The sequence below is a fragment of the Telluribacter humicola genome (assembly GCF_017355935.1).
In the GTDB taxonomy this organism is placed as follows: domain Bacteria; phylum Bacteroidota; class Bacteroidia; order Cytophagales; family Spirosomataceae; genus Telluribacter; species Telluribacter humicola.
The window spans coordinates 1,103,929-1,122,195 of the sequence record NZ_JAFIQT010000001.1 but is presented as its reverse complement, the minus strand read 5'-3'; the positions used below and the strand labels follow the sequence as shown (position 1 = coordinate 1,122,195).

Here is an 18,267-nt window from a genome sequence, read left to right as displayed (position 1 = left end):
TCATGCAGATTTCTATCCGTACACCGTTAGCTCTTCAATTGAAAAAAACCTACGGTTCAGACCGCTAAAAAGACGCTTCAGTGATAAGTCAGACTTTTATTGCTTGCTCATTACCCATTTTTGCACCTGTCAATTAGCCATATTCAACAGTTAAACCCAAAAATGAAAAGAAGATTAGCAAGCGCTGTCATGCAATTATCAGTAGTAGCTATTTTAGCGACGGCCTGTAAGAATGATGACCTGTTACAACCAAAGCCACCGGTGTCTGTGCCACAACCAGAAGAAGGCTATTTCCCCATCCACGTAAAAGCGGTCATAACCGTTGGTGATGTGGTGTATGACAGTATTCCCGCTACTGTTACCATTACTACCTGGGACGCCAGGGGAGTGGCACAACAAAAAGATACAACGCTAAATGCCGGTACACAGGTTATATACCTCCCTAAACAGGCCTCACGCTACGGCCTGAAGCTGCAAAAGTGGGGTGTCACTGATGAAAAGATAGTGAATAAGGCCGAAGCTACCGAAGGCTCCCTCTACCAGCTGGGCGGCCGTAAAGAAGCTAAAAAATTGCAATGGGTAAGCGAATATAGCTTTGTAAATGGGACTGCCCGGTTAAGTGCCAAAAAGCAATTTATCTACGATGATCAGGGCCGCATCAATGAGGTACATGCTTATGCTCCAGATCCCAGCGATGGGGTATTACGTTCAGGCAGCAGTGATATATTCCTTCAAGAAGGTAACGAACTTTGGGTTAACAGCACCTATAAAAAGGATGGCATTGTTTGGTCTCATAATGCCTATACATTTGATAATAAGGGGCGTATTATTGAATCAAAATACCATTACCTTACTGAAAACCATATTTACACCAATAAGTATACCAGTGAAGGCATAGTGATGTTGATGGGTAAGAACGCCACTGATCTCAATGGCTCCCGGATAGAGCTCAAGTACGTCGGTGGTAACCGGGTTGAGGAAATAACTATAATTCCTGGTTACACAACAACACGTAAAAGCTTCCAGTACGACTTGAACATTAACCCCTACGCAATAATAAAAATGCCTAGCCTGTATTTTGAACATAATTCTAAAAACAATGTAGTAGCCGAAGGCTGGGAAGGCGGTGAAAAATTGCTAAATGTATATACATACGATGCAGATGGCTATGTAACGGAAGTGACCACAAAAATCCGGAACAACAACGGCCAGATCATGAATTATAGTAAAACAGTATATAGCTATTAAAAGCTTAAGGTAAAGAAGACTATAAAAAAGGAGGAGTGGTTAAACTCTTCCTTTTTTATTATGGTACCTCCTTCGTGTTAGACCAGCCTTTCACAAACGCATTGTATATCTGTGCTAGATAAAGTTTCTGATTAGCAGATGTATAGAATACACCTACACCTGTGTAATCCAATCCAGGATCATACTGGATCGTGTACCCGTTTCGCCGGTACTCGGACAAGTACCCTCACCACGTAGCGCCGCCACGATCGTTTCAATCAGAGGTTGCTGAATGTGGGCAGGAGCCGCAATGGTAAGTACTTCGGTATTCTGCTCCGTCTCAATGGTGAGTTTCCCCATCTCAAAGAATGAAAAGGTAATCTTCCCTTTGCTGCCCAACAGATACGTTTCTTCCTTCTGCTGATTTTTGGGAACTGTAAAACACCAGCTACCCGTACCCACTACGCCCGATTCGAACGCAAAGGCAGCCACCACGGCATCATCCGCCGGATAGAGCCCGGCCTGATTTCGGGCTACGCCTTCTGCCTTTCTGATTGATCCCAGCAGAAATTCCAGAAAATCGAATTGATGAGAAGCCAGGTCGTGGAAGTGTCCCCCACCCGACACCTCGGGCAGTACCCGCCACTTAGGTTGCGCGCTGGGTGCTGTTTCTTCCGCGGAGGGAGACTTATGTACCGTAACCTGTACCATTCTTACATCCCCTATTACCCCCTGCTCTACCAACTCCTTTATCTTGAGGAAGTATGGGAGGGCCCGACGGTAGTAGGCAACGAAGAGAGGAGTACCGGTTTCCTTACTTACCCTGACCATCTCTTCGCACTCGGCGGTATTAAGAGCCATGGGTTTTTCTACGTATACGGGTTTGCCCAGCCGGAGGGCCTTTAAAGTATATTCTTTATGCGTATCGGGTGGGGTAGCCACGTAGATGGCATTCACCTCCGGGTCGTTCAGGAGGTCATCGGCCTGGTCGTACCAGGTAGGTACGCCGTGCCGTTGGGCATAGTCAGCGGCTTTGGCGCCGTCACGGCGCATAACGGCTACCAGTTCCGAATCCAGTATCCTGGAGAAGGCGGGGCCACTTTTGACTTCCGTAACATCGCCGCACCCGATGATCCCCCATTTGATAGTATCAAGCATGTATATAGTTGTTTAGCTATAAGGGAAAGACCATAGATGCAAACTACTACCCTTACAGGCGCGCATAGCCTATCAAGTAAAAACAACTAGTTCTTTGGCTCGTGGAGACAAAGAGTAGTATGTTTATGGTATAGATCATACTTCTATGAAAAACCTCTTCCTCACCTCCATATTAGCTCTGCTATGCCTCAGCGCATGGGCTCAAGAAGATCCCTACCATCCCGGAAAGATCATTAATCGTACAGACAGCTTAGAGATCCATTTCATTGACCTCCGAACTAATCCTTTACTATATAGGGAAGTAAGGAAGTTTATTCAGGAACGATCAGACAGCTCGGCTCTTTTCGGAAAGGGCTATGGCTTTGTTACCATTGATCGCATCAAACTCGCTCTTCCCGGACCTATATCCTTACAGCAGTTAGATACACACGCCAAAGAGGTGGTAGCTACTTTCACCCTAACTACCAGCAGCTACCCACTATCTGATAAGAGTTCGCTTACGCGGTTTCCAAGTTATTATTCCCTGGTGGATGGCAGGGTGGTACTGGTTTACAATGAACTTTTGGAGTGGACTACCCGCCCCCTCTATACCCATGCAAGCAGAAACAAGATTGAAAATCTAGTCCTTAATACCTTACAAAAAGCATTTGATCCAGACTTTGTAATTTACGATCCATTCAAAGTAGCTTCTTACAGACTATCTGAGCGGCAAAGAAAATCCATATCAAAGCGTGAAATCCTTGACCTGGCTTCATTTACCGTAAGCGATAGTAAAACAGTCACAGCGCATTTTGATGGGTCGGTTGCATATTCTAATTAGTTGTTAGCGATCCGCCTCCTAACCTCTTCCCAATGGCAAGAATATCCATATCTATTTTCTTATAACGATATTGCAACCTACTCCCCACTAAATTGGCAGTTAATATAAAAGATAGCGTTACCAGAAGCTACCTAATACGAATGTACGTTTTAGGAGTCACATTACTTTGCTTGTCAATACCCTCCCTTTTAGATTCCTTGACCCCCAGAAATTCATTAATACCACTGAAAGGCACTTTAGAATCATGCGATATCAACATATTAACTACATTAGGTAAAGGGCGATTTAGATCAGAACCTAAAAGTCGAGAGGCAGAACTGACCTTTTACTTGTATGAGTTTAAAAAAAAGTTTACCATAACGGAAAACATTGGTTCAGAATACAGACATGTGCCATACTCTATCATAAGAAAAAGACTGAATCAGGCAGATTCAATTACAGTCTGGATAGAGAAATCGCAATTAGAAGATTGGGAGCCAAAAGTATTTCAGATCGAATCAGAGAAAGGATTAATATTAGATTTTGAAACAAAACAAATGGTTGAACGGCCTCTGGCAGTCTTTCTGGTACTAGGAGCAATAGTATGTATTCTTTTTCCTACGTATTTCTTCTATCCTAAGCTCTTCGGCAGATAGCTGTAAGACAAAAGCTAATTATAGATAGTACTCCACCTTAGCACATGTTAGCAGAAAGATTAAAATCCTCATTTGATAAATATTTTGAGGCTCCCCTAGCGGCGTGGGAGGAATTTGCTTCGTACGGTGAGATGGTCAGCTTCCGAAAAAACGAGGTGATCAAGGCAGGTGGAAGTACTGAAAAGTATGGCTACTTCATACTGAAAGGAAGCGGCGGTGTATTTATCTGGAAAGAGAACAACTACGTCTGCCTTGACCTGATGTACGAAGAGGATTTCTTTGCTGACTCCATGTCCCTATACACCGGACTCTCCTCCCCCATCGAAACCATCTCGCTTGAAAACAGCGAGATGCTGAGACTCTCCAAAGGCAACATCAACCAATTAAAAGCAACCCCTATGGGGCAACTTCTATTCCTGATCGCCGCCGAGACTTCGTTTGTAGAGAAACAAAACCAGCAGATCGACCTACTGATGAAGAACGCGACGGAGCGGTACCTGCAACTACTGGACCGGCAGCCTAAGCTCATTCAGCGGACTCCGCAGAAGCACATAGCTTCCTACTTAGGTATCACTACGCAGAGCTTAAGCCGGATTAGAAAAAACATTGACTAGGGCGGATTTATTACCACAGGGTAACTTTATTTCACCTCTGCACCTGGACCTTTGTCTCATCAATCATCCCATAACTATTTGATACGATGAGGTCTATTGTACTTATTTTCTGTCTTGTTATTACTTCTCTCCTCCAGCAGGCACTGGGGCAGGACAACGCTACCATCTATAAAAAAGGATTTGTATTGGGAGTGTCAGCCGGAGCGGGCTCTATTCATACTACCATTTCGAATACACCCAATGAGGCTCAGGTTGGTGTGGCCTATAACTGGAAAATCGGCTCCATGCTTACCAGCCGAACGGCGCTTCTACTTCAGGGGGTAGTCACTACGTACAGGTACAGTGGCAACGCTACATCACCTCGCGAAAGACTCAGGGGCTTTGAAGGGCTGCTCCCATCCCTCCAATATTGGGTCAATGACAGGTTATGGATTACAGGGGGAATGGGTGTGGGCATGGATAATCCCGTCTTTTATGATGTAAAGGATGAAAGTGAAGGCAGGTACCACAGCCGGGGTTTCAAAACATCGTTAAGTACCGGTTATGAGCTATGGCAGCGAAAGAATTTAACGGTAGACATTCAGGGACGGCTTTCGCACGGAAATGTACAGGTACCCGAAGGAAAAAGAAATTCACTTGCCTTTGATGTTCTGATCGGTTTCAATATTTACTAAAGGTGGTCCTATTTCACCCGTTTCATTCCACTGATACATATCCTATACTTCTTAAAAATTAAGCGAGCTGGTGAATTAGCTAGTTAATTCACCAGCTCGCTACAAGAAAATAATACTGTGTGTATGTAGTCAGGTCAGGGAAACACAGATTACTAGTGGCAGTATTCACTTTGAATCTCGGTTTCTATTAAGAACAATATACTTTCTGGGATTCTCCAATGTCTCTTTGCGGTAGGCTTCATAGTAGTCCGTAGTCATCAAATCAAGTTGGTACTTGTACTTATAGCCAATGGTTTTTTGCGCATTGGGATAGAGTTTACTCACAAAAACCTGCGAGAAATCAGAAGCTTCGTACTTATTAAGTTCACTGTTAGGTACCTTCTTTTCATTGATCCACACACCATACATTTTCGAATCTTTGTACTTTTCATAGTCTGACTCCGAGGGTGTAATTCGGGGTAGAGGCTTTGAGGTATGGATAATATATTCCAGCGAAGCGACTTGTTCTTTACTCATGGCACTGATGAGTGCTTCCATTCGCTGCGCATCCGCTGCCGAAGGCATCTTGACATAGTTAAACTTATCCCTATCTATGTACTTTTCTACCAACTCATTATACTCCTTCACCAAATCAGCAGAGCTTAACTGACCTATCGGTGCGGGAACCGGAGGAGGCGGTGGTGGTACCTGAGCTACGGAAAAATCACTGCATGCGAAAAACAGTACCACTAACAAGGGCAGAACGGACAACTGAGCCAGCAGGGCGCGGCTACGGGAAGTATGCTTGTTCATCATGACGAATCGCTTTTTGGTGAATGAATAGTTGAACTTGCTGATAAAGGGCTGAGCAACCGGCCCCAGTACCTTCTCGAGCAGGAGGTGCTGGTAAGAGGGTACATCCTGACAGGCAGCCAGCACGGATGCATCAGCCAAGAATTCATGATTGAGGGCGATGGCGTTGCGGTAGTAGTAGAAGGCAGGGTTAAACCAGAAGAGTGTTTTCAGCAACTCTACAAACAGTACATCCAGGCTGTGCTGCTGGCGTACGTGGGCCATCTCATGTACCAGAATCTCCCTTTGCAGGGTACCGCTCAGGTACTCCTCCCGGGTCAGGAATATGTAGTTCAGGAAACTATGAGGAACGGTAGGAGTACGTAGCAACACCAGTATGAACCCTTCCTGTACCCGTACTTCATTTTCCCGGATACACTTCCGGAGCCGGTTGATATTCCAGCCGAAGCGGACCAGCAGCCATCCGGCTACGCTCAGGTACAGAGCCCAGCACATCCACTCCCACCGAAAGCTATCCGCAATAACAGGCTCGGGCAGGAGCTGTACCGTGTAGGGTACCGGCCTGCCGTCCTCAATGACGGGCTCCACCGAGGAAGGTGTCGGAAAAAGTGGCTCTTCCAGCAGGATCTCCAGCGGAACGAGCGGCAGTACTACCGAAAGTACCAGGCTCCCCAACAGGTACACCCGGTTGAACCGGAACATCTTTTCCTTTTCGAGCAAGACCCGGTAAAACAGGAGCAGCAGAACCGAGCACAGGACGGACTTAACCAGGTACGTGATCATGGCTTTTTCTGTTTGAGTTGCTGATCAATGATCTTTTTCAAATCTTCCAGTTCGGAGGCCGACAGGTCAGCCGAGCGGGTAAAGAACGAGGCAAACTGCCCAGCCGAGTCATTAAAAAAACTGCTGATCAGCCCCTTCATCCGCCGTGACAGGTACTCTTCCTTAGCCACCAGCGGGTAGTACTCCCGCGAGTTGCCATACTCGCGGTAGGCGACGAAGCCTTTATCAATCATCCGTTTGAGTAAGGTAGCTACCGTGGTAGGGGCCGGCCTGGGCTCCGGATAGGCATCCAGCAGGTCCTTCATGAATGCTTTTTCCAGCTGCCACAGGTGGTGCATCAGTACTTCTTCGGTTTCGGTTAGCCTCATATTCTACAAGTACAAAGTTTACTCTACAAATGTAGAACAAAAATTCAAACTACCTAACAATCAGCCAAAAATTAACCTGGCCTACCTACTCTGATGAATAAAGTGATTGTAGTCAGCGCAAGCAGGAAGTACTGGCGGAGGGTACTGCTTCCACTATTAGTCAATAGAAATATGGACCTCAGTAAATGCTGCTCCCATGTACCATTACCATGTTCAGAAACGAACAAATATCGTTCGGGACTGAACGTTTTCTCCAGCTCAAATTCATTAAAAAGGCCTTTTGACGGTCTATAGGGGGTATTTTACTGGTGGGCATGCTATTTGATGAACTACTAAGACGGGCATTCAGAATGCTTAGCCGTGAAAAGTACAGGTATTGGTGAGACGAAAGGCAATGCATTAAGGAGCCTGTTGTAATTACCGCTGGCATAACGCCGGACAAAGGTTTGTAACAATTAAAAAATCATAGCCATCATCACTACCTGCTACTCATGAGACTAACTACCCTTTTACTGGTACTCCTTACTACCTGGGCCACTGCTGTCTTAGGACAAAATAGTATACCCTATGGCAACAATCCCGTAGCCGGTAAGTACCACACCCTGAAAGACGGAACCAGGCTATACTATGAAGTATACGGCAAAGGAGCTCCCATGGTACTCCTACACGGAGGGGTGTATGGCTACATTGATGAATTTGCGCCCTTTATCTCAAAACTCTCAGAGAACTACCAGGTGATTTGTATTGCCACCCGCGGGCACGGCAAATCAGAAAATGGTAAAGAGCCTTATACGTACCAGCAAAGGGCAGATGATGCCTACCAGGTCATTCGGAGTATCACCCCGGATAGCGTAGTAGTACTGGGCTTCAGTGACGGAGCCTACAGCGGGTACAAACTCGCTGCTATACATCCTGAACTGGTGAAGAAACTTATTGCCATTGGAGCTGCTGACAACCCGAAAGGAAGCAGAAAGGAAAAGGCTAACTATACACCTGAATCACTAATGAGCCAAAGCGGGCAGTTCTTCAAAACACGACTGGAACTTATGCCTCAGCCGGAAAAGTGGGGGGAAAGCTTATCCAGGCTGAATGTGCTTTACAACGAAGATTATATCAGCAGAGAAACATTTGAAAAGATCAAATGCCCTGTACTGGTCATGAGTGGTGATCGGGATGGCTACCACACAGTAGAGGGAGTAGTAGCCGCGTCCAGAATGATCCCGAAATCCCAGTTATCCATTATTCCGGGCTGTAGTCATGTGGTTTTTTACTGCAATTTCCCGGCAGTGTGGGAAGCCATTTCTCCCTTTATAAAGTAGATCTATTTCGTACCAATACCTGATCCTGGTACTTTCATAGGATCAGGTATTCCTTCCTGATCTCACTACTACTTTACTGGTTTTTTACCAGCAACTTCTCCGCCCGTGACTCATCGGCAAGTACCTGAAGCACCGGTGACATTACAGGCAAAGGCAAACTAGTTACCTCATTTAGCTACTACTGGCAGGCTTCCAATTCAGGTATGACTTGTAACAGTTGGTATACTACTTCATACCATTCATCCAATTTAGCTATCCCTGCTTAGATAAAATATCCAACCTTTGAAGCAAGACAGGGATCATAGGTGTAGACTCTGGCAAAGCTACACCGGATGCTTTTTGTCGATGTCCAATCCATAACTATTAAAAATTGATTCTAAGTAGCCCATGAAAAACATCTTTCTGCTTTTGATAGCACTCGTAACGTTTAGTAGCTGTAAAGACAACACGCCCGACCCTTCCATAAGCGGTACCTTTGTTGGCCCGGTGAGTGTCAAGAGTGAAAAAAATCTCGGAACTTCTACCTATTCGGAGGGAGAGATAACTTTAAAACAGCTAAGTACAACTTCGGTTGAAGTTTCGAGCCGGCAGTTCGACTCCTTTGTTATCAATGATTTGAAACAGTATGGAACCATCTACTCGGCTGGCGATGGTACCAACACGTTCAGCTACTCTCAGAATGAAAAAACAAAAAGCCTGCTGATCGACTGGACTACCCAGGTGGATGGCAATGAGCAAACCGTCGTATTCGGAGGTGGCAAAAAGAAATAGTTATTAGTCAGTACTAGTATCCCTGTGATACGAAGGGTACCGCAGAAAAATAAAGAAGCCTGTTAGATTACGCGTAATCTAACAGGCTTCTTTTGGTATTGGGCTGAATATTGAAGAGAGGGAGCATTCTATTAATCGAGCGCTTGCGGCAGAGCTGTCAATGTCTCAATCCTTTCAGAATAGCTTTTTCAACGGGACATAACTCCTCTTCACTCCGGCTGAGGTCAAATTCCCTCTTTGGTAACAAGGGCGGCTGTGCCATAAATTTTGGGCTGGTACCCTGATGCTCCTGTGCCGCATGTACAATGAAAGGATGACACAGATACACCGTGCCTGCCTTACCGGTGGCCAATGCCTCTGCACGTTTGGGTAGACCATCGAGCCTCTGGGCCAGCTCTATAAACGAAAGGCCGCTTTTACCTTCGGGGGCTAGTACTTTTGCCACATCCAGATGAGAACCTACCCTGATCCGGGTGGGTGCGTCCTGGTCAGATACATCCGAAAAAAGAAACAGCATGAGTAAGGCCCGTCCTTTGGAGTGAATATTTACCCGCCACTTCATATAATCATTCGCATCATCACCCGGAAAACTGGCATCTACGTGCCAGCCCGTGTCCCCGGCCAATTGCAGGCTGGGAAAGCGGATAGGAAACGAGCCAAGGGTTGCTCTGGGTAGCCAGTTACCTTTGCCTGCTAACTGATCAAAGGCGTTATGCAGAAGATCTGTATTGGCTGCTTTCTGAAACGGCTCAAGCCCCAGTTCATGGATGCGAATTACGGGCTGTGTCCAGCTCTCCGGTTCGAGTGGATTACATCCTGTGGCTTTCCATAATATCGAGCGACACTCCTCCGCAACTGCTTCGGGGAAGGCATGCTCTACCCTGACGAAGCCATCATTAATAAAACTCTCTATCTGCTCTGGCGATAACTGCTCCACGTATACTTTGGATAACGGTGAAAATATTGCAAAGTAGTAGCATTCACACTACCCCTTTTACCTATATAAATCAGTTCTCGATTGACTCGATACCCATTTGCTTAAGTCGCTCGAGGTTCGCTTTCATGGCGTTGAGCTGCCCTGGCGAGTATCCCTGCCAATCTGTGACCTCACCCACGATGGAGCGGCCCTCCGAATGTGGAGACACAGACTAAGTAAAAGGAGATTATAACAAAAAGGGTTTATATGGTTGTTATTACTTTTGTCTGATTCTACAAATAACTTTATCTCGTCCCCTTTCTTATGATCAGTAACGATCTTCAGACTTCCTCTATTGAGGCATCCATATTATACCAGGTGCCCGACGCGCTGATCTGGGTAAAGCCTGTATCTTCCGGTGAGGGAGCTGTGGAGGACTTTGAGATAGGATATGCCAATAAAGCAGCGATTGAAGCGATTGGTCATCCAAAGGGAGAACTGAAAGGTTTACATATCTTACGTGATGGAATTCCTACTGAAAAGGGCGCTCCTGAAAACTTCAAACACTTTCTTGATGTATACCAGACGGGTGAGATGAAAGAATTCACTTTTACCACTCATTCTACCAATCGGGTATACGAAACCGTAAGGCACCTCCATAATGAGGGAGTACTTAGTATTACCCGTGACCGCGGAGCCCAACGGCAGGCCGAACAAAGAGAAAAGGCAACCCGCCGCACCATGGAATCTATTGTGAAGGCTTCTCCCATTGGAATAGCCGTGTTTGATGCGGTTCGGAGTAGTGAGGGTGCCATTCTTGACTTCAAGGTACGGGTGTATAATGAGCAGCGGAATGGATTATTGGGACTTACCGAAGAGGAAGGTGCTACCCTACCGCTTAGCGGAATACTGCAGATCCTGGGTTCGGCGAACGCTTTTGACCGGTATGTAGAGGTGGTAGAAAAAGGTACGTCTATACAGCGTGAGCAGTATGTAGAACGATCCAGAAAGTGGCTTTCTGTTGATGCAGTAAAGCTGGATGATGGTTTTCTGGCTATGCTTGGTGACATCACAGAGTTAAAACAGTCACAACACGTCCTTCAGCAACAAACCGACTACCTCAATAATATTCTGAATGCTTCGCTCAGCGCTGTTTTTACGTGTGAGGCCATACGAGATGAAGAAGGTACTATCCTGGATCTACGCTACACACAGATCAATGAAATGTACAAGCAGATGATCGGCAAGACAGAAGAAGAAGTACTGGGAAAAACCATGAGGGAACTGTTTCCGACCGCGGTAACTACGGGCGTTTTTGCTACGCATTGCAACGTGATAGAAACGGGTGTTGCGGCGCGGTTTGACCTACGGTATGAAGGGGAGGGCCTCGACGCCTGGTTTGACATATCTTCTGTGAAAGTCGGAGAAAACGGGGTAGTGATAACATTTGCAGATGTATTGGAGCAAAAGAAAGCGGCACAGAAGATAGAAGAGCAAAAAAGACTGCTTGATAATATACTGTCCGGCTCTTCCAATGGTATATCGGTTTCCGAAGTTATCCGTGACGAACAGGGCCAGGTAGTAGATGGCCGCACTATCCTGGCCAATGATGCCGCTGTGCAAATTGCAGGCATTCCCAGAGATATATACTTAAGCAAAAAGGTTACGGAGATAGATCCCGGTATGCTCCAGTCCCCCTATTTCCTAATGTGCGTGCAAACGCTTGAAACTGGTAAACCTTTCATAATACAGCATTTCCTGGAGATAACCGGACGATGGCTGGAAATAAGTGTGTCCCGCATGGACCAGAACCACCTCATCCATGTCTTTACGGATGTCACACCCATCAAAGAAGCACAGCTACAAAAGGACTTGTTGGTAGAAGAACTCAAACGCTCAAATCAAAGTCTGGAGGAGTTTGCCCACGTGGCGTCTCACGATATGAAAGAGCCGCTCCGGAAAATCAGAACGTTTGCCAGCCGTTTAAAAATGAAGCTAACCCAAGGGTTGGATGAAAAAGATACCGGCCTGATCGACCGGATTGAAATAGCGGCTGAACGTATGCAGTTGCTGGTGGATGACCTGCTGGAGTTTTCGCACGTGAATGAGCGTCCCCGTGAAATGGAATGGGTTGATCTGAATGAAAAGGTCCAAAAGGTACTTGCTGACCTGGAACTTCCCATAGAGGAAAAAGGAGCAAGAATCGGGATGGGTTCATTACCTACTGTAAAAGGAAACAGACGCCAGCTGCAGCAGCTTTTTTACAACCTGATCAGTAATGCGCTCAAGTACAGCAAACCCGCTACACCTCCAGAAATCTCCATACAATCCCGTAAAGTCATGGGTACAGACGTATCCAAGTCTGTTAATCTTCCCGTTGATCAGGAAAATGGCGCCTTCCATTTAATAGAAGTCCGTGATAATGGTATCGGATTTGACCAACTCTATGCGGAGCGGATCTTCCGAATCTTTCACCGACTGCATGGCAAATCGGAATACTCAGGAACAGGAGTGGGGCTTTCCATTGCCAAAAAAGTGACAGAAAATCACAACGGAGCAATCTGGGCTACCAGCGAAATTGGTGTAGGTTCCACCTTCTATATACTTCTGCCTGTGTAACCCCATCAGCCCAGGGCCACATCCAGCAGCATCATAACTGCGAAGCCAAGCATAGCCCCGATGGTAGACAGGTCGGTTTGGTCGCCGGCCTGTGATTCGGGAATGAGCTCCTCCACGACCACAAAAATCATAGCACCCGCGGCAAAGGAAAGAGCATAGGGCAGCAGAGGCCCGATGCTCACCACCAGGTAGGCCCCCAGGACTCCGGCTACGGGCTCGACCAGCCCGGAAAGCTGACCGTAAAAAAAGGCTTTGGACCGGGAGAAACCCTCCCGCCGCAGGGGCACCGACACCGCGGTACCTTCCGGAAAGTTTTGCAGGCCAATGCCCAGGGCCAGTACCAACGCCCCCGAGAGTGCCCCCACACTGGACGAATGAGCCAGGGCTCCAAAGGCAACACCTACCGCCAGGCCCTCGGGGATGTTGTGCAGCGTAATGGCCAGGATCAGCAGCACGCTCCTTTCCCAGGAGGTTTTGATGCCCTCTGATTTATCTACCGTAAGCCGGCTGTGGAGGTGGGGCAGGGTTTTGTCCACCAGCAGCAGGAAAGCTCCCCCGGCCAGAAATCCCACGACCGCTGGTACCCAGCTGGGGCCGGAGTCTTGCGCTTCGGCCATCGCGATGGCCGGGGCCAGCAGCGACCAGAAACTGGCGGCAATCATCACTCCGGCGGCAAAGCCCAGCATCAGATTAAGTACCCGGCGGTTGATGGTTTTGAAGAAAAATACCAACGAGGCCCCCAGGGCGGTCAGGCCCCACGTAAAAAGGGTAGCACCGAGGGCCAGCAGCACCGGGTCATAGTCCAGCAGCCAGTCTATGTTCATGGTTGTTCCAGTATTCGTTATGTTTTCGTAGCCGGTCCGTTAGCCGCTACGCCTGCGGGGGGTACCTCCTACGCAAGTACCCAACGGCCAGTCATTACCACCGCCCTCCCTGAGTACCAGTCTTACCCGCAAGGGCATACGTGGTGCTCGAGGATACAGGCCATGGTAGTCCTACCCGTTTTTCTAAGGTAGAAATATCTAATTTGGCTAGTTTGTTTACGCAAATGCCATCTTTCCCTGTTTTTAATTTTTCCACAGTAGCCAGCGACTAGTAGCTCCACCTCTTTTTGAAGTTCAATTTAGCTGCACTTCCGCCGCCATTGCGCCAAACCTATTAGCAGGCGAAGCTGTCCCCGAGGCAAATACCATAGACATCTCTATTCCTTCATCATCAGACTTTACTTCGGCTGGAATTCGCCACCCTGCCTTCTGCTGAATCAATGTCCCGCTGACTGCCAAGCATAAGCTGTCAATGATATCATCGCGCAGCACTTGACGACCCTTAGTTAATGACAAGGATTGATTGAATACTTCCTGAATAGTTGAATTATATATACCTAGTACGCCCAACCGCTCTGCCTCTCCTTCAGCACTTTTCTTACTGTGAACCATCGCAAAACCATCGTTCAGACTATAGAAGCATAATTCAGGATGGGCTTCTCGTACGATCTGTTTGTAAAATGGATTGCTGACAAGGAACTCATCTACCTCCTTTATCTTAGCGACAATATTCCAGGTTTGCTTTGAAAGGCCTTTCCCCAGTTGCTTTCTGTTTTCTACCTGTGCATCAGCATAGCATTCGCTGTAAACTGCCGCTCTGCATGGAACATTGAAAACGCTGGCACTTCTGGGCATTCCCAATAATTTTCTCGCCATGCTTTCACATTCCCGGGTCACATTAAAACTTGGAAGCCCGATAGGTATATCTATCAGGTAAAATGCATCCTTTCCATAAAAGCGGGTAAGCTCCTTTATGTTTTTAAAAACTAATGTACATGGATCTTCACTTGAAGATGCCACCCACCCAGATTTGCAGCCATCTATTCCTACTGATACCATCAGTACCCTACCCTGATTTAGCTGATATAAAACAACTTTGCCTGGCGTTTTGCGGCTTTGCGATGTAGTAGTACTCTGTGTTCCGTTAGTTTATATTCCGCCGTTGCTGGTAAAAACACCAGCCACTTTAACGCGAATGAGTCATTAGTAAATACCTGATTCCTACGGGGCAGGATCCACCTCTTTCCTTACCAGACTACAATCCGCTCACTTTCGGCTTTGTACATCTTGTCACCCGGTTGCACGTTGAACGCTTTGTAGAAAGGCGTAAAATTCATAAGCGGTCCGTTCACACGCCATTTAGCGGGTGAGTGCGGATTGGTGTTGACATACATGCGCATGAACTCATCCCTGGTTTTGACGCGCCATATCCGGGCGATGGAGAGGAAGAAACGCTGATCGGGGGTAAAGCCGTCGAGTTTTTGATTGCTTTTGCCCTGCTCAGTCAACTTGAAGGCGTCGTACGCAATGGCCACCCCGGCAATGTCAGCGGTGTTTTCGCCCACGGTCAGAGCACCTTTCACGGGCACCGAATCGAGTACGGTAAACCGATTGTACTGGTCAATTACCTGCTGGGTTCTTGCCTTAAACTTGGCGTAGTCTTCCGGTGTCCACCAGTTGGCTACATTGCCATACTTATCATACTGGGCTCCCTGATCGTCGAACGAGTGCGTGATTTCGTGCCCGATCACCATGCCGATGCCGCCATAGTTCAGCGCATCGTCGGCATTTACATCGAAGTAGGGCGGTTGCAGGATACCCGCCGGAAAAACAATTTCGTTGAGCGAAGGATAGTTGTAGGCCGTGACCGTGGGCGGAGTGGTAAGCCACACCGTCCGATCCACCGGCTGTCCTACTTTCACCAGGTTGTAGAGGTACTCATTTTTAGCCGCAGACAGCCGGTTTTCAAAATAGGCATCCCGCTTTATATCCACGTTGGAGTAGTCCCGCCATTTGTCAGGGTACCCGATTTTCTCCGTGAAGGCATACAGTTTTTCCTTTGCCTTCACCTTAGTCGAATCGCTCATCCAGTCCAGGCGGTTGATACGGGCCTCGAAGGCTGTTTTCAAATTGGCTACCAGTACCTCCATCCGCTTCTTAGCCGATTCCGGAAAATACTTTTTTACGTACAGCTGGGCCAGGGCATCTCCCATCGAACGATCTACCGCCAGTGTCATTTCTTCGGCCCGGGTTTGCTTGACGGCCTGTCCGGTCAGCGCTTTGGCGTACGCAAACGTGGCATCCACAAAGGGTTGGCTGAGAAAATTGGCGTAGCTGGTCAGGGCGTGGGATTTGAGGTACACTTTCCAGTTATCGAGCGGAACCGTTTCCAGCAGGGTGTTCAGCTTGTCGTAGTAGGCTGGCTGCCGCACATTGACCGAATCTACGTTCAGGCCCAGACCATTCAACAGCGTGGGCCAGCGGAGAGCAGACTGCCTTTGGGCCAGGGTAGCGACGGCCAGTTTGTTGTAGTTGGCCTTCACATCCCGGCGTTCAATATTGGTTTTATGGGAGGCGGCCAGCTGCTTTTCCAGTTCATAGGCCAGGGTAGCGTTTCTGGCCGCCACCGATGCTTCGGTCCCCGTTAATCTAAACAGGGTCATGAGGTAGTCTTTGTACGCTTGCTGAATTCGGGCGGTGGACGAATCCGTCTTGAAATAGTAATCACGGTCCGGCAAACCAATCCCTGTCTGAGAAAACTGGGCTATGTTGATGGTACTCTGCTTGTTATCAGGTCCCACACCAAAACCAATGAGCGACCCATTCCCTGCTTTCTGCTCTTCCGCCACCAGTTTCAGCAGCGAGGCTACATCGGTCAGCGCCTCAATACGGTCGAGCAGGGGCTTGATGGGTTCATAGCCGCGTTTATTGATCGCCGCCATGTCCATACCGGAGGCATAAAAATCCCCCACCTTTTGCCCAATGCTTCCGGGCGCGTTGGCACTGGCCGATACGCTGTCCAGAATCCCCTGCAACCGCACGCGCTGCGGGTAATTCAGAAAGGAATACGAGCCCACACCCGTCTGACTCGCCGGAATCTGCACGCTATCGTACCAGACGCCGTTGGCGTAGGCAAAGAAATCATCTCCGGGCTTTTTGGTCATATCTACTCCGGTCAGGACGACTCGGTTGGAACTCGGCAACGAAACACGGCTACAGGCTACGACCGCCAACAGGGCCAGGGCGAAGAATAATATATGTTTCATGAATGGTAGGTAAAAGCTGCTGATCAGTATTGAGGAGATTTGCTTGAAATCGTTGGGAAAGATAAGGTACTCCCTGCTTTGAAAAAAATAACAGGGTACCGTGGCGTGCTTCAGATTACTAGTGCCCCGTCAGCCCTGCTTACGGCAATACTTCCTAGGGTATGCACACGCTCAGTCAGAAAGCTTGCGGCTGGACCATCCGCCGAAGGGCTTCACAGTGGCAAAGACAGGCTTTCCGTCTTTAGTTTGACCAGGCACTGTGCAGGACCAGCTGTACGTACCATCATCAGAGAAAGAGTCCTGGAAGTCCGCTTCGGAAAGGGGAACCTTCAGGCGGCCATTACAAAGGGTTCCACTTTGTCCGGCATAGCTCCCACTAGTGAGGTAGACAAAGCGGTTCCCGACAGGCCCCTGGACGTATGGACCACCCAGTGAAATACCCGAGCCTTTTGCTTGTTTCAACTGGATGGTAAATTCAAAGGACAAATCCTGACCCTTTCCGAGTTGGGCCTGCACTGTCTCGTAATCGGCACCTTTCCCCTTCTGTAATCCATACATCACACCGTCTAGTGGGTTCTGTAGAATAATCATCAGTCTGATTTCCTTTGACATAGAGCAGAATGGAGGATTGAACTTTGCTGCATACTGTTGTTACTCTGTTGCTGGCTCCTTTCACCTGCAACTTTTACGCGAGTGGCTCACTGGCAGGTACCTGCTTTGCCGGTTTTAACACCAGCAAAGGCGAATGCAATAGTTGACGCATAGCTGGCCGCTCGCTTTCCCTGGTTCCGTTGTAGTGAATCTGTCTAATGATCTGCTCTGAATGCTGGGCCAGTGCTGAAATGCACACCTCGTCGCGCTTATGGCCCGGTTGGATGCTGCGGCTCCGGCCGCCCGGCCCGCAGTCCCTTACCGTCTAAGGTGAACCAACGCTTCGCTTCCGGGCTCAGAACCAGTCCGAACCACCGCGGGCGCGGACGCCTCAAAGAGACAGGTTTGGCTAGTAAGAGCTGGGCTTAGTTGACTTGGTGAGCCAATGCAGCACCGCTGCAGTAGCCAGCCCTCCGGCCAGATACCAGGCAATGGTCATGGCTTTGGTTTGAGGAGTGCGGGAACTGGGGGCATCGCCTATGCCCATAGGTCCGGGCAATACAATAGCTCCGATACCGGCTGCCAGTCCTAATCCTGCGGCGCGCAGCCATAGGGTATCTTTTTTTCCAGCGCCTGCCAGGCTATAATACAAGGTATTTGAAAGAATATCGCCCACCATGGCAGCTGTATGCAGTGGCTTTCCCCGGGGAGGCTGTATATCTGCTTTGCGCAGGTACTTGTCTATGGTACGCATCCCCAGCAGATCCATACGCGGGGCATCCGGATTAAACTGCCTTACTGTTTCGTGGAGCAGGGTCAATGCAGAGGCACCGGCCAATCCTGCTCCGGCTGATTGTAAATAATTCATTGCTTATCGGGTTGGTGTAGAT

17 protein-coding genes are annotated in these 18,267 nt (G+C 48.1%); 7 read left to right on the top strand and 10 right to left on the bottom strand.

What is annotated here, in order from left to right:
* The first annotated feature begins 99 nt into the window (after positions 1-99).
* Positions 100-1,248 carry an RHS repeat domain-containing protein gene (locus tag JUB14_RS04885; RefSeq protein WP_207504634.1) on the top strand — a complete coding sequence of 383 codons (1,149 nt, stop codon included), beginning with the start codon at positions 100-102 and terminating at the stop codon, positions 1,246-1,248.
* Between the two features lie 153 nt (positions 1,249-1,401).
* On the opposite strand, the gene JUB14_RS04880 is transcribed toward JUB14_RS04885, so the two are convergent.
* Complete coding sequence (locus JUB14_RS04880; RefSeq protein ID WP_207504633.1) at positions 1,402-2,385, bottom strand: Gfo/Idh/MocA family protein; 984 nt, start codon at positions 2,383-2,385, stop codon at positions 1,402-1,404.
* Between the two features lie 145 nt (positions 2,386-2,530).
* Between JUB14_RS04880 and JUB14_RS04875 the strand changes: the two genes are divergently transcribed.
* From JUB14_RS04875 to JUB14_RS04865, 3 genes are all read left to right on the top strand, one after another.
* Positions 2,531-3,205 (top strand): hypothetical protein, encoded by a 675-nt coding sequence (locus JUB14_RS04875; protein ID WP_207504632.1) that lies wholly within the window; start codon positions 2,531-2,533, stop codon positions 3,203-3,205.
* Between the two features lie 679 nt (positions 3,206-3,884).
* A complete protein-coding gene (locus JUB14_RS04870) occupies positions 3,885-4,454 on the top strand; it encodes a Crp/Fnr family transcriptional regulator (protein ID WP_207504631.1) in 570 nt (189 codons plus the stop codon).
* Between the two features lie 86 nt (positions 4,455-4,540).
* A complete protein-coding gene (locus JUB14_RS04865) occupies positions 4,541-5,128 on the top strand; it encodes a hypothetical protein (RefSeq protein ID WP_207504630.1) in 588 nt (195 codons plus the stop codon).
* Between the two features lie 165 nt (positions 5,129-5,293).
* Here JUB14_RS04865 and JUB14_RS04860 read toward each other — a convergent pair whose 3' ends face one another.
* Both JUB14_RS04860 and JUB14_RS04855 read right to left on the bottom strand, forming a co-directional pair.
* Positions 5,294-6,703, bottom strand: coding sequence for a M56 family metallopeptidase (locus JUB14_RS04860; protein WP_207504629.1), 1,410 nt, complete (start codon positions 6,701-6,703; stop codon positions 5,294-5,296).
* Complete coding sequence (locus JUB14_RS04855) at positions 6,700-7,071, bottom strand: BlaI/MecI/CopY family transcriptional regulator (RefSeq protein ID WP_207504628.1); 372 nt, start codon at positions 7,069-7,071, stop codon at positions 6,700-6,702. Before JUB14_RS04855 ends, JUB14_RS04860 begins: the two co-directional genes overlap by 4 nt.
* A gap of 491 nt (positions 7,072-7,562) precedes the next feature.
* Between JUB14_RS04855 and JUB14_RS04850 the strand changes: the two genes are divergently transcribed.
* Complete coding sequence (locus tag JUB14_RS04850; protein ID WP_207504627.1) at positions 7,563-8,390, top strand: alpha/beta fold hydrolase; 828 nt, start codon at positions 7,563-7,565, stop codon at positions 8,388-8,390.
* Positions 8,391-8,777: 387 nt separating this feature from the next.
* Positions 8,778-9,161 (top strand): hypothetical protein, encoded by a 384-nt coding sequence (locus JUB14_RS04845; RefSeq protein ID WP_207504626.1) that lies wholly within the window; start codon positions 8,778-8,780, stop codon positions 9,159-9,161.
* A gap of 157 nt (positions 9,162-9,318) precedes the next feature.
* On the opposite strand, the gene JUB14_RS04840 is transcribed toward JUB14_RS04845, so the two are convergent.
* Both JUB14_RS04840 and JUB14_RS04835 read right to left on the bottom strand, forming a co-directional pair.
* Positions 9,319-10,098, bottom strand: coding sequence for a phytanoyl-CoA dioxygenase family protein (locus tag JUB14_RS04840; protein ID WP_207504625.1), 780 nt, complete (start codon positions 10,096-10,098; stop codon positions 9,319-9,321).
* 70 nt (positions 10,099-10,168) lie between these two features.
* Positions 10,169-10,306 carry a hypothetical protein gene (locus JUB14_RS04835; protein WP_207504624.1) on the bottom strand — a complete coding sequence of 46 codons (138 nt, stop codon included), beginning with the start codon at positions 10,304-10,306 and terminating at the stop codon, positions 10,169-10,171.
* Positions 10,307-10,401: 95 nt separating this feature from the next.
* Here JUB14_RS04835 and JUB14_RS04830 point away from each other — a divergent pair, with 95 nt between their 5' ends.
* The gene (locus JUB14_RS04830; RefSeq protein WP_207504623.1) at positions 10,402-12,696 is read left to right on the top strand and encodes a PAS domain-containing sensor histidine kinase; all 2,295 of its coding nucleotides are present in this window, start codon (positions 10,402-10,404) and stop codon (positions 12,694-12,696) included.
* Positions 12,697-12,701: 5 nt separating this feature from the next.
* Here JUB14_RS04830 and JUB14_RS04825 read toward each other — a convergent pair whose 3' ends face one another.
* The 5 genes from JUB14_RS04825 to JUB14_RS04805 all read right to left on the bottom strand — a co-directional run bounded on the left by JUB14_RS04825 (position 12,702) and on the right by JUB14_RS04805 (position 18,245).
* Entirely contained in the window at positions 12,702-13,520 is an 819-nt protein-coding gene (locus JUB14_RS04825) for a ZIP family metal transporter (protein WP_207504622.1), read from the bottom strand.
* Between the two features lie 294 nt (positions 13,521-13,814).
* A complete protein-coding gene (locus tag JUB14_RS04820; protein WP_207504621.1) occupies positions 13,815-14,579 on the bottom strand; it encodes a DUF429 domain-containing protein in 765 nt (254 codons plus the stop codon).
* A 188-nt stretch (positions 14,580-14,767) separates the two neighbouring features.
* Entirely contained in the window at positions 14,768-16,786 is a 2,019-nt protein-coding gene (locus JUB14_RS04815; protein WP_207504620.1) for a M13 family metallopeptidase, read from the bottom strand.
* A 171-nt stretch (positions 16,787-16,957) separates the two neighbouring features.
* On the bottom strand, positions 16,958-17,398 hold the full coding sequence (locus JUB14_RS04810) for a DUF5990 family protein (protein ID WP_207504619.1): 441 nt from the start codon (positions 17,396-17,398) through the stop codon (positions 16,958-16,960).
* 388 nt (positions 17,399-17,786) lie between these two features.
* Positions 17,787-18,245 (bottom strand): hypothetical protein, encoded by a 459-nt coding sequence (locus JUB14_RS04805; RefSeq protein ID WP_207504618.1) that lies wholly within the window; start codon positions 18,243-18,245, stop codon positions 17,787-17,789.
* Positions 18,246-18,267 lie beyond the last annotated feature (22 nt).

Coding starts and splice junctions, on each gene's coding strand:
- JUB14_RS04825 (WP_207504622.1), bottom strand. CDS start 13,520: ATGAACATAGACTGGCTGCTGGACTATGACCCGGTGCTGCTGGCCCTC.
- JUB14_RS04810 (WP_207504619.1), bottom strand. CDS start 17,398: ATGTCAAAGGAAATCAGACTGATGATTATTCTACAGAACCCACTAGAC.
- JUB14_RS04845 (WP_207504626.1), top strand. CDS start 8,778: ATGAAAAACATCTTTCTGCTTTTGATAGCACTCGTAACGTTTAGTAGC.
- JUB14_RS04815 (WP_207504620.1), bottom strand. CDS start 16,786: ATGAAACATATATTATTCTTCGCCCTGGCCCTGTTGGCGGTCGTAGCC.
- JUB14_RS04805 (WP_207504618.1), bottom strand. CDS start 18,245: ATGAATTATTTACAATCAGCCGGAGCAGGATTGGCCGGTGCCTCTGCA.
- JUB14_RS04865 (WP_207504630.1), top strand. CDS start 4,541: ATGAGGTCTATTGTACTTATTTTCTGTCTTGTTATTACTTCTCTCCTC.
- JUB14_RS04830 (WP_207504623.1), top strand. CDS start 10,402: ATGATCAGTAACGATCTTCAGACTTCCTCTATTGAGGCATCCATATTA.
- JUB14_RS04820 (WP_207504621.1), bottom strand. CDS start 14,579: ATGGTATCAGTAGGAATAGATGGCTGCAAATCTGGGTGGGTGGCATCT.
- JUB14_RS04875 (WP_207504632.1), top strand. CDS start 2,531: ATGAAAAACCTCTTCCTCACCTCCATATTAGCTCTGCTATGCCTCAGC.
- JUB14_RS04860 (WP_207504629.1), bottom strand. CDS start 6,703: ATGATCACGTACCTGGTTAAGTCCGTCCTGTGCTCGGTTCTGCTGCTC.
- JUB14_RS04880 (WP_207504633.1), bottom strand. CDS start 2,385: ATGCTTGATACTATCAAATGGGGGATCATCGGGTGCGGCGATGTTACG.
- JUB14_RS04850 (WP_207504627.1), top strand. CDS start 7,563: ATGAGACTAACTACCCTTTTACTGGTACTCCTTACTACCTGGGCCACT.
- JUB14_RS04870 (WP_207504631.1), top strand. CDS start 3,885: ATGTTAGCAGAAAGATTAAAATCCTCATTTGATAAATATTTTGAGGCT.
- JUB14_RS04855 (WP_207504628.1), bottom strand. CDS start 7,071: ATGAGGCTAACCGAAACCGAAGAAGTACTGATGCACCACCTGTGGCAG.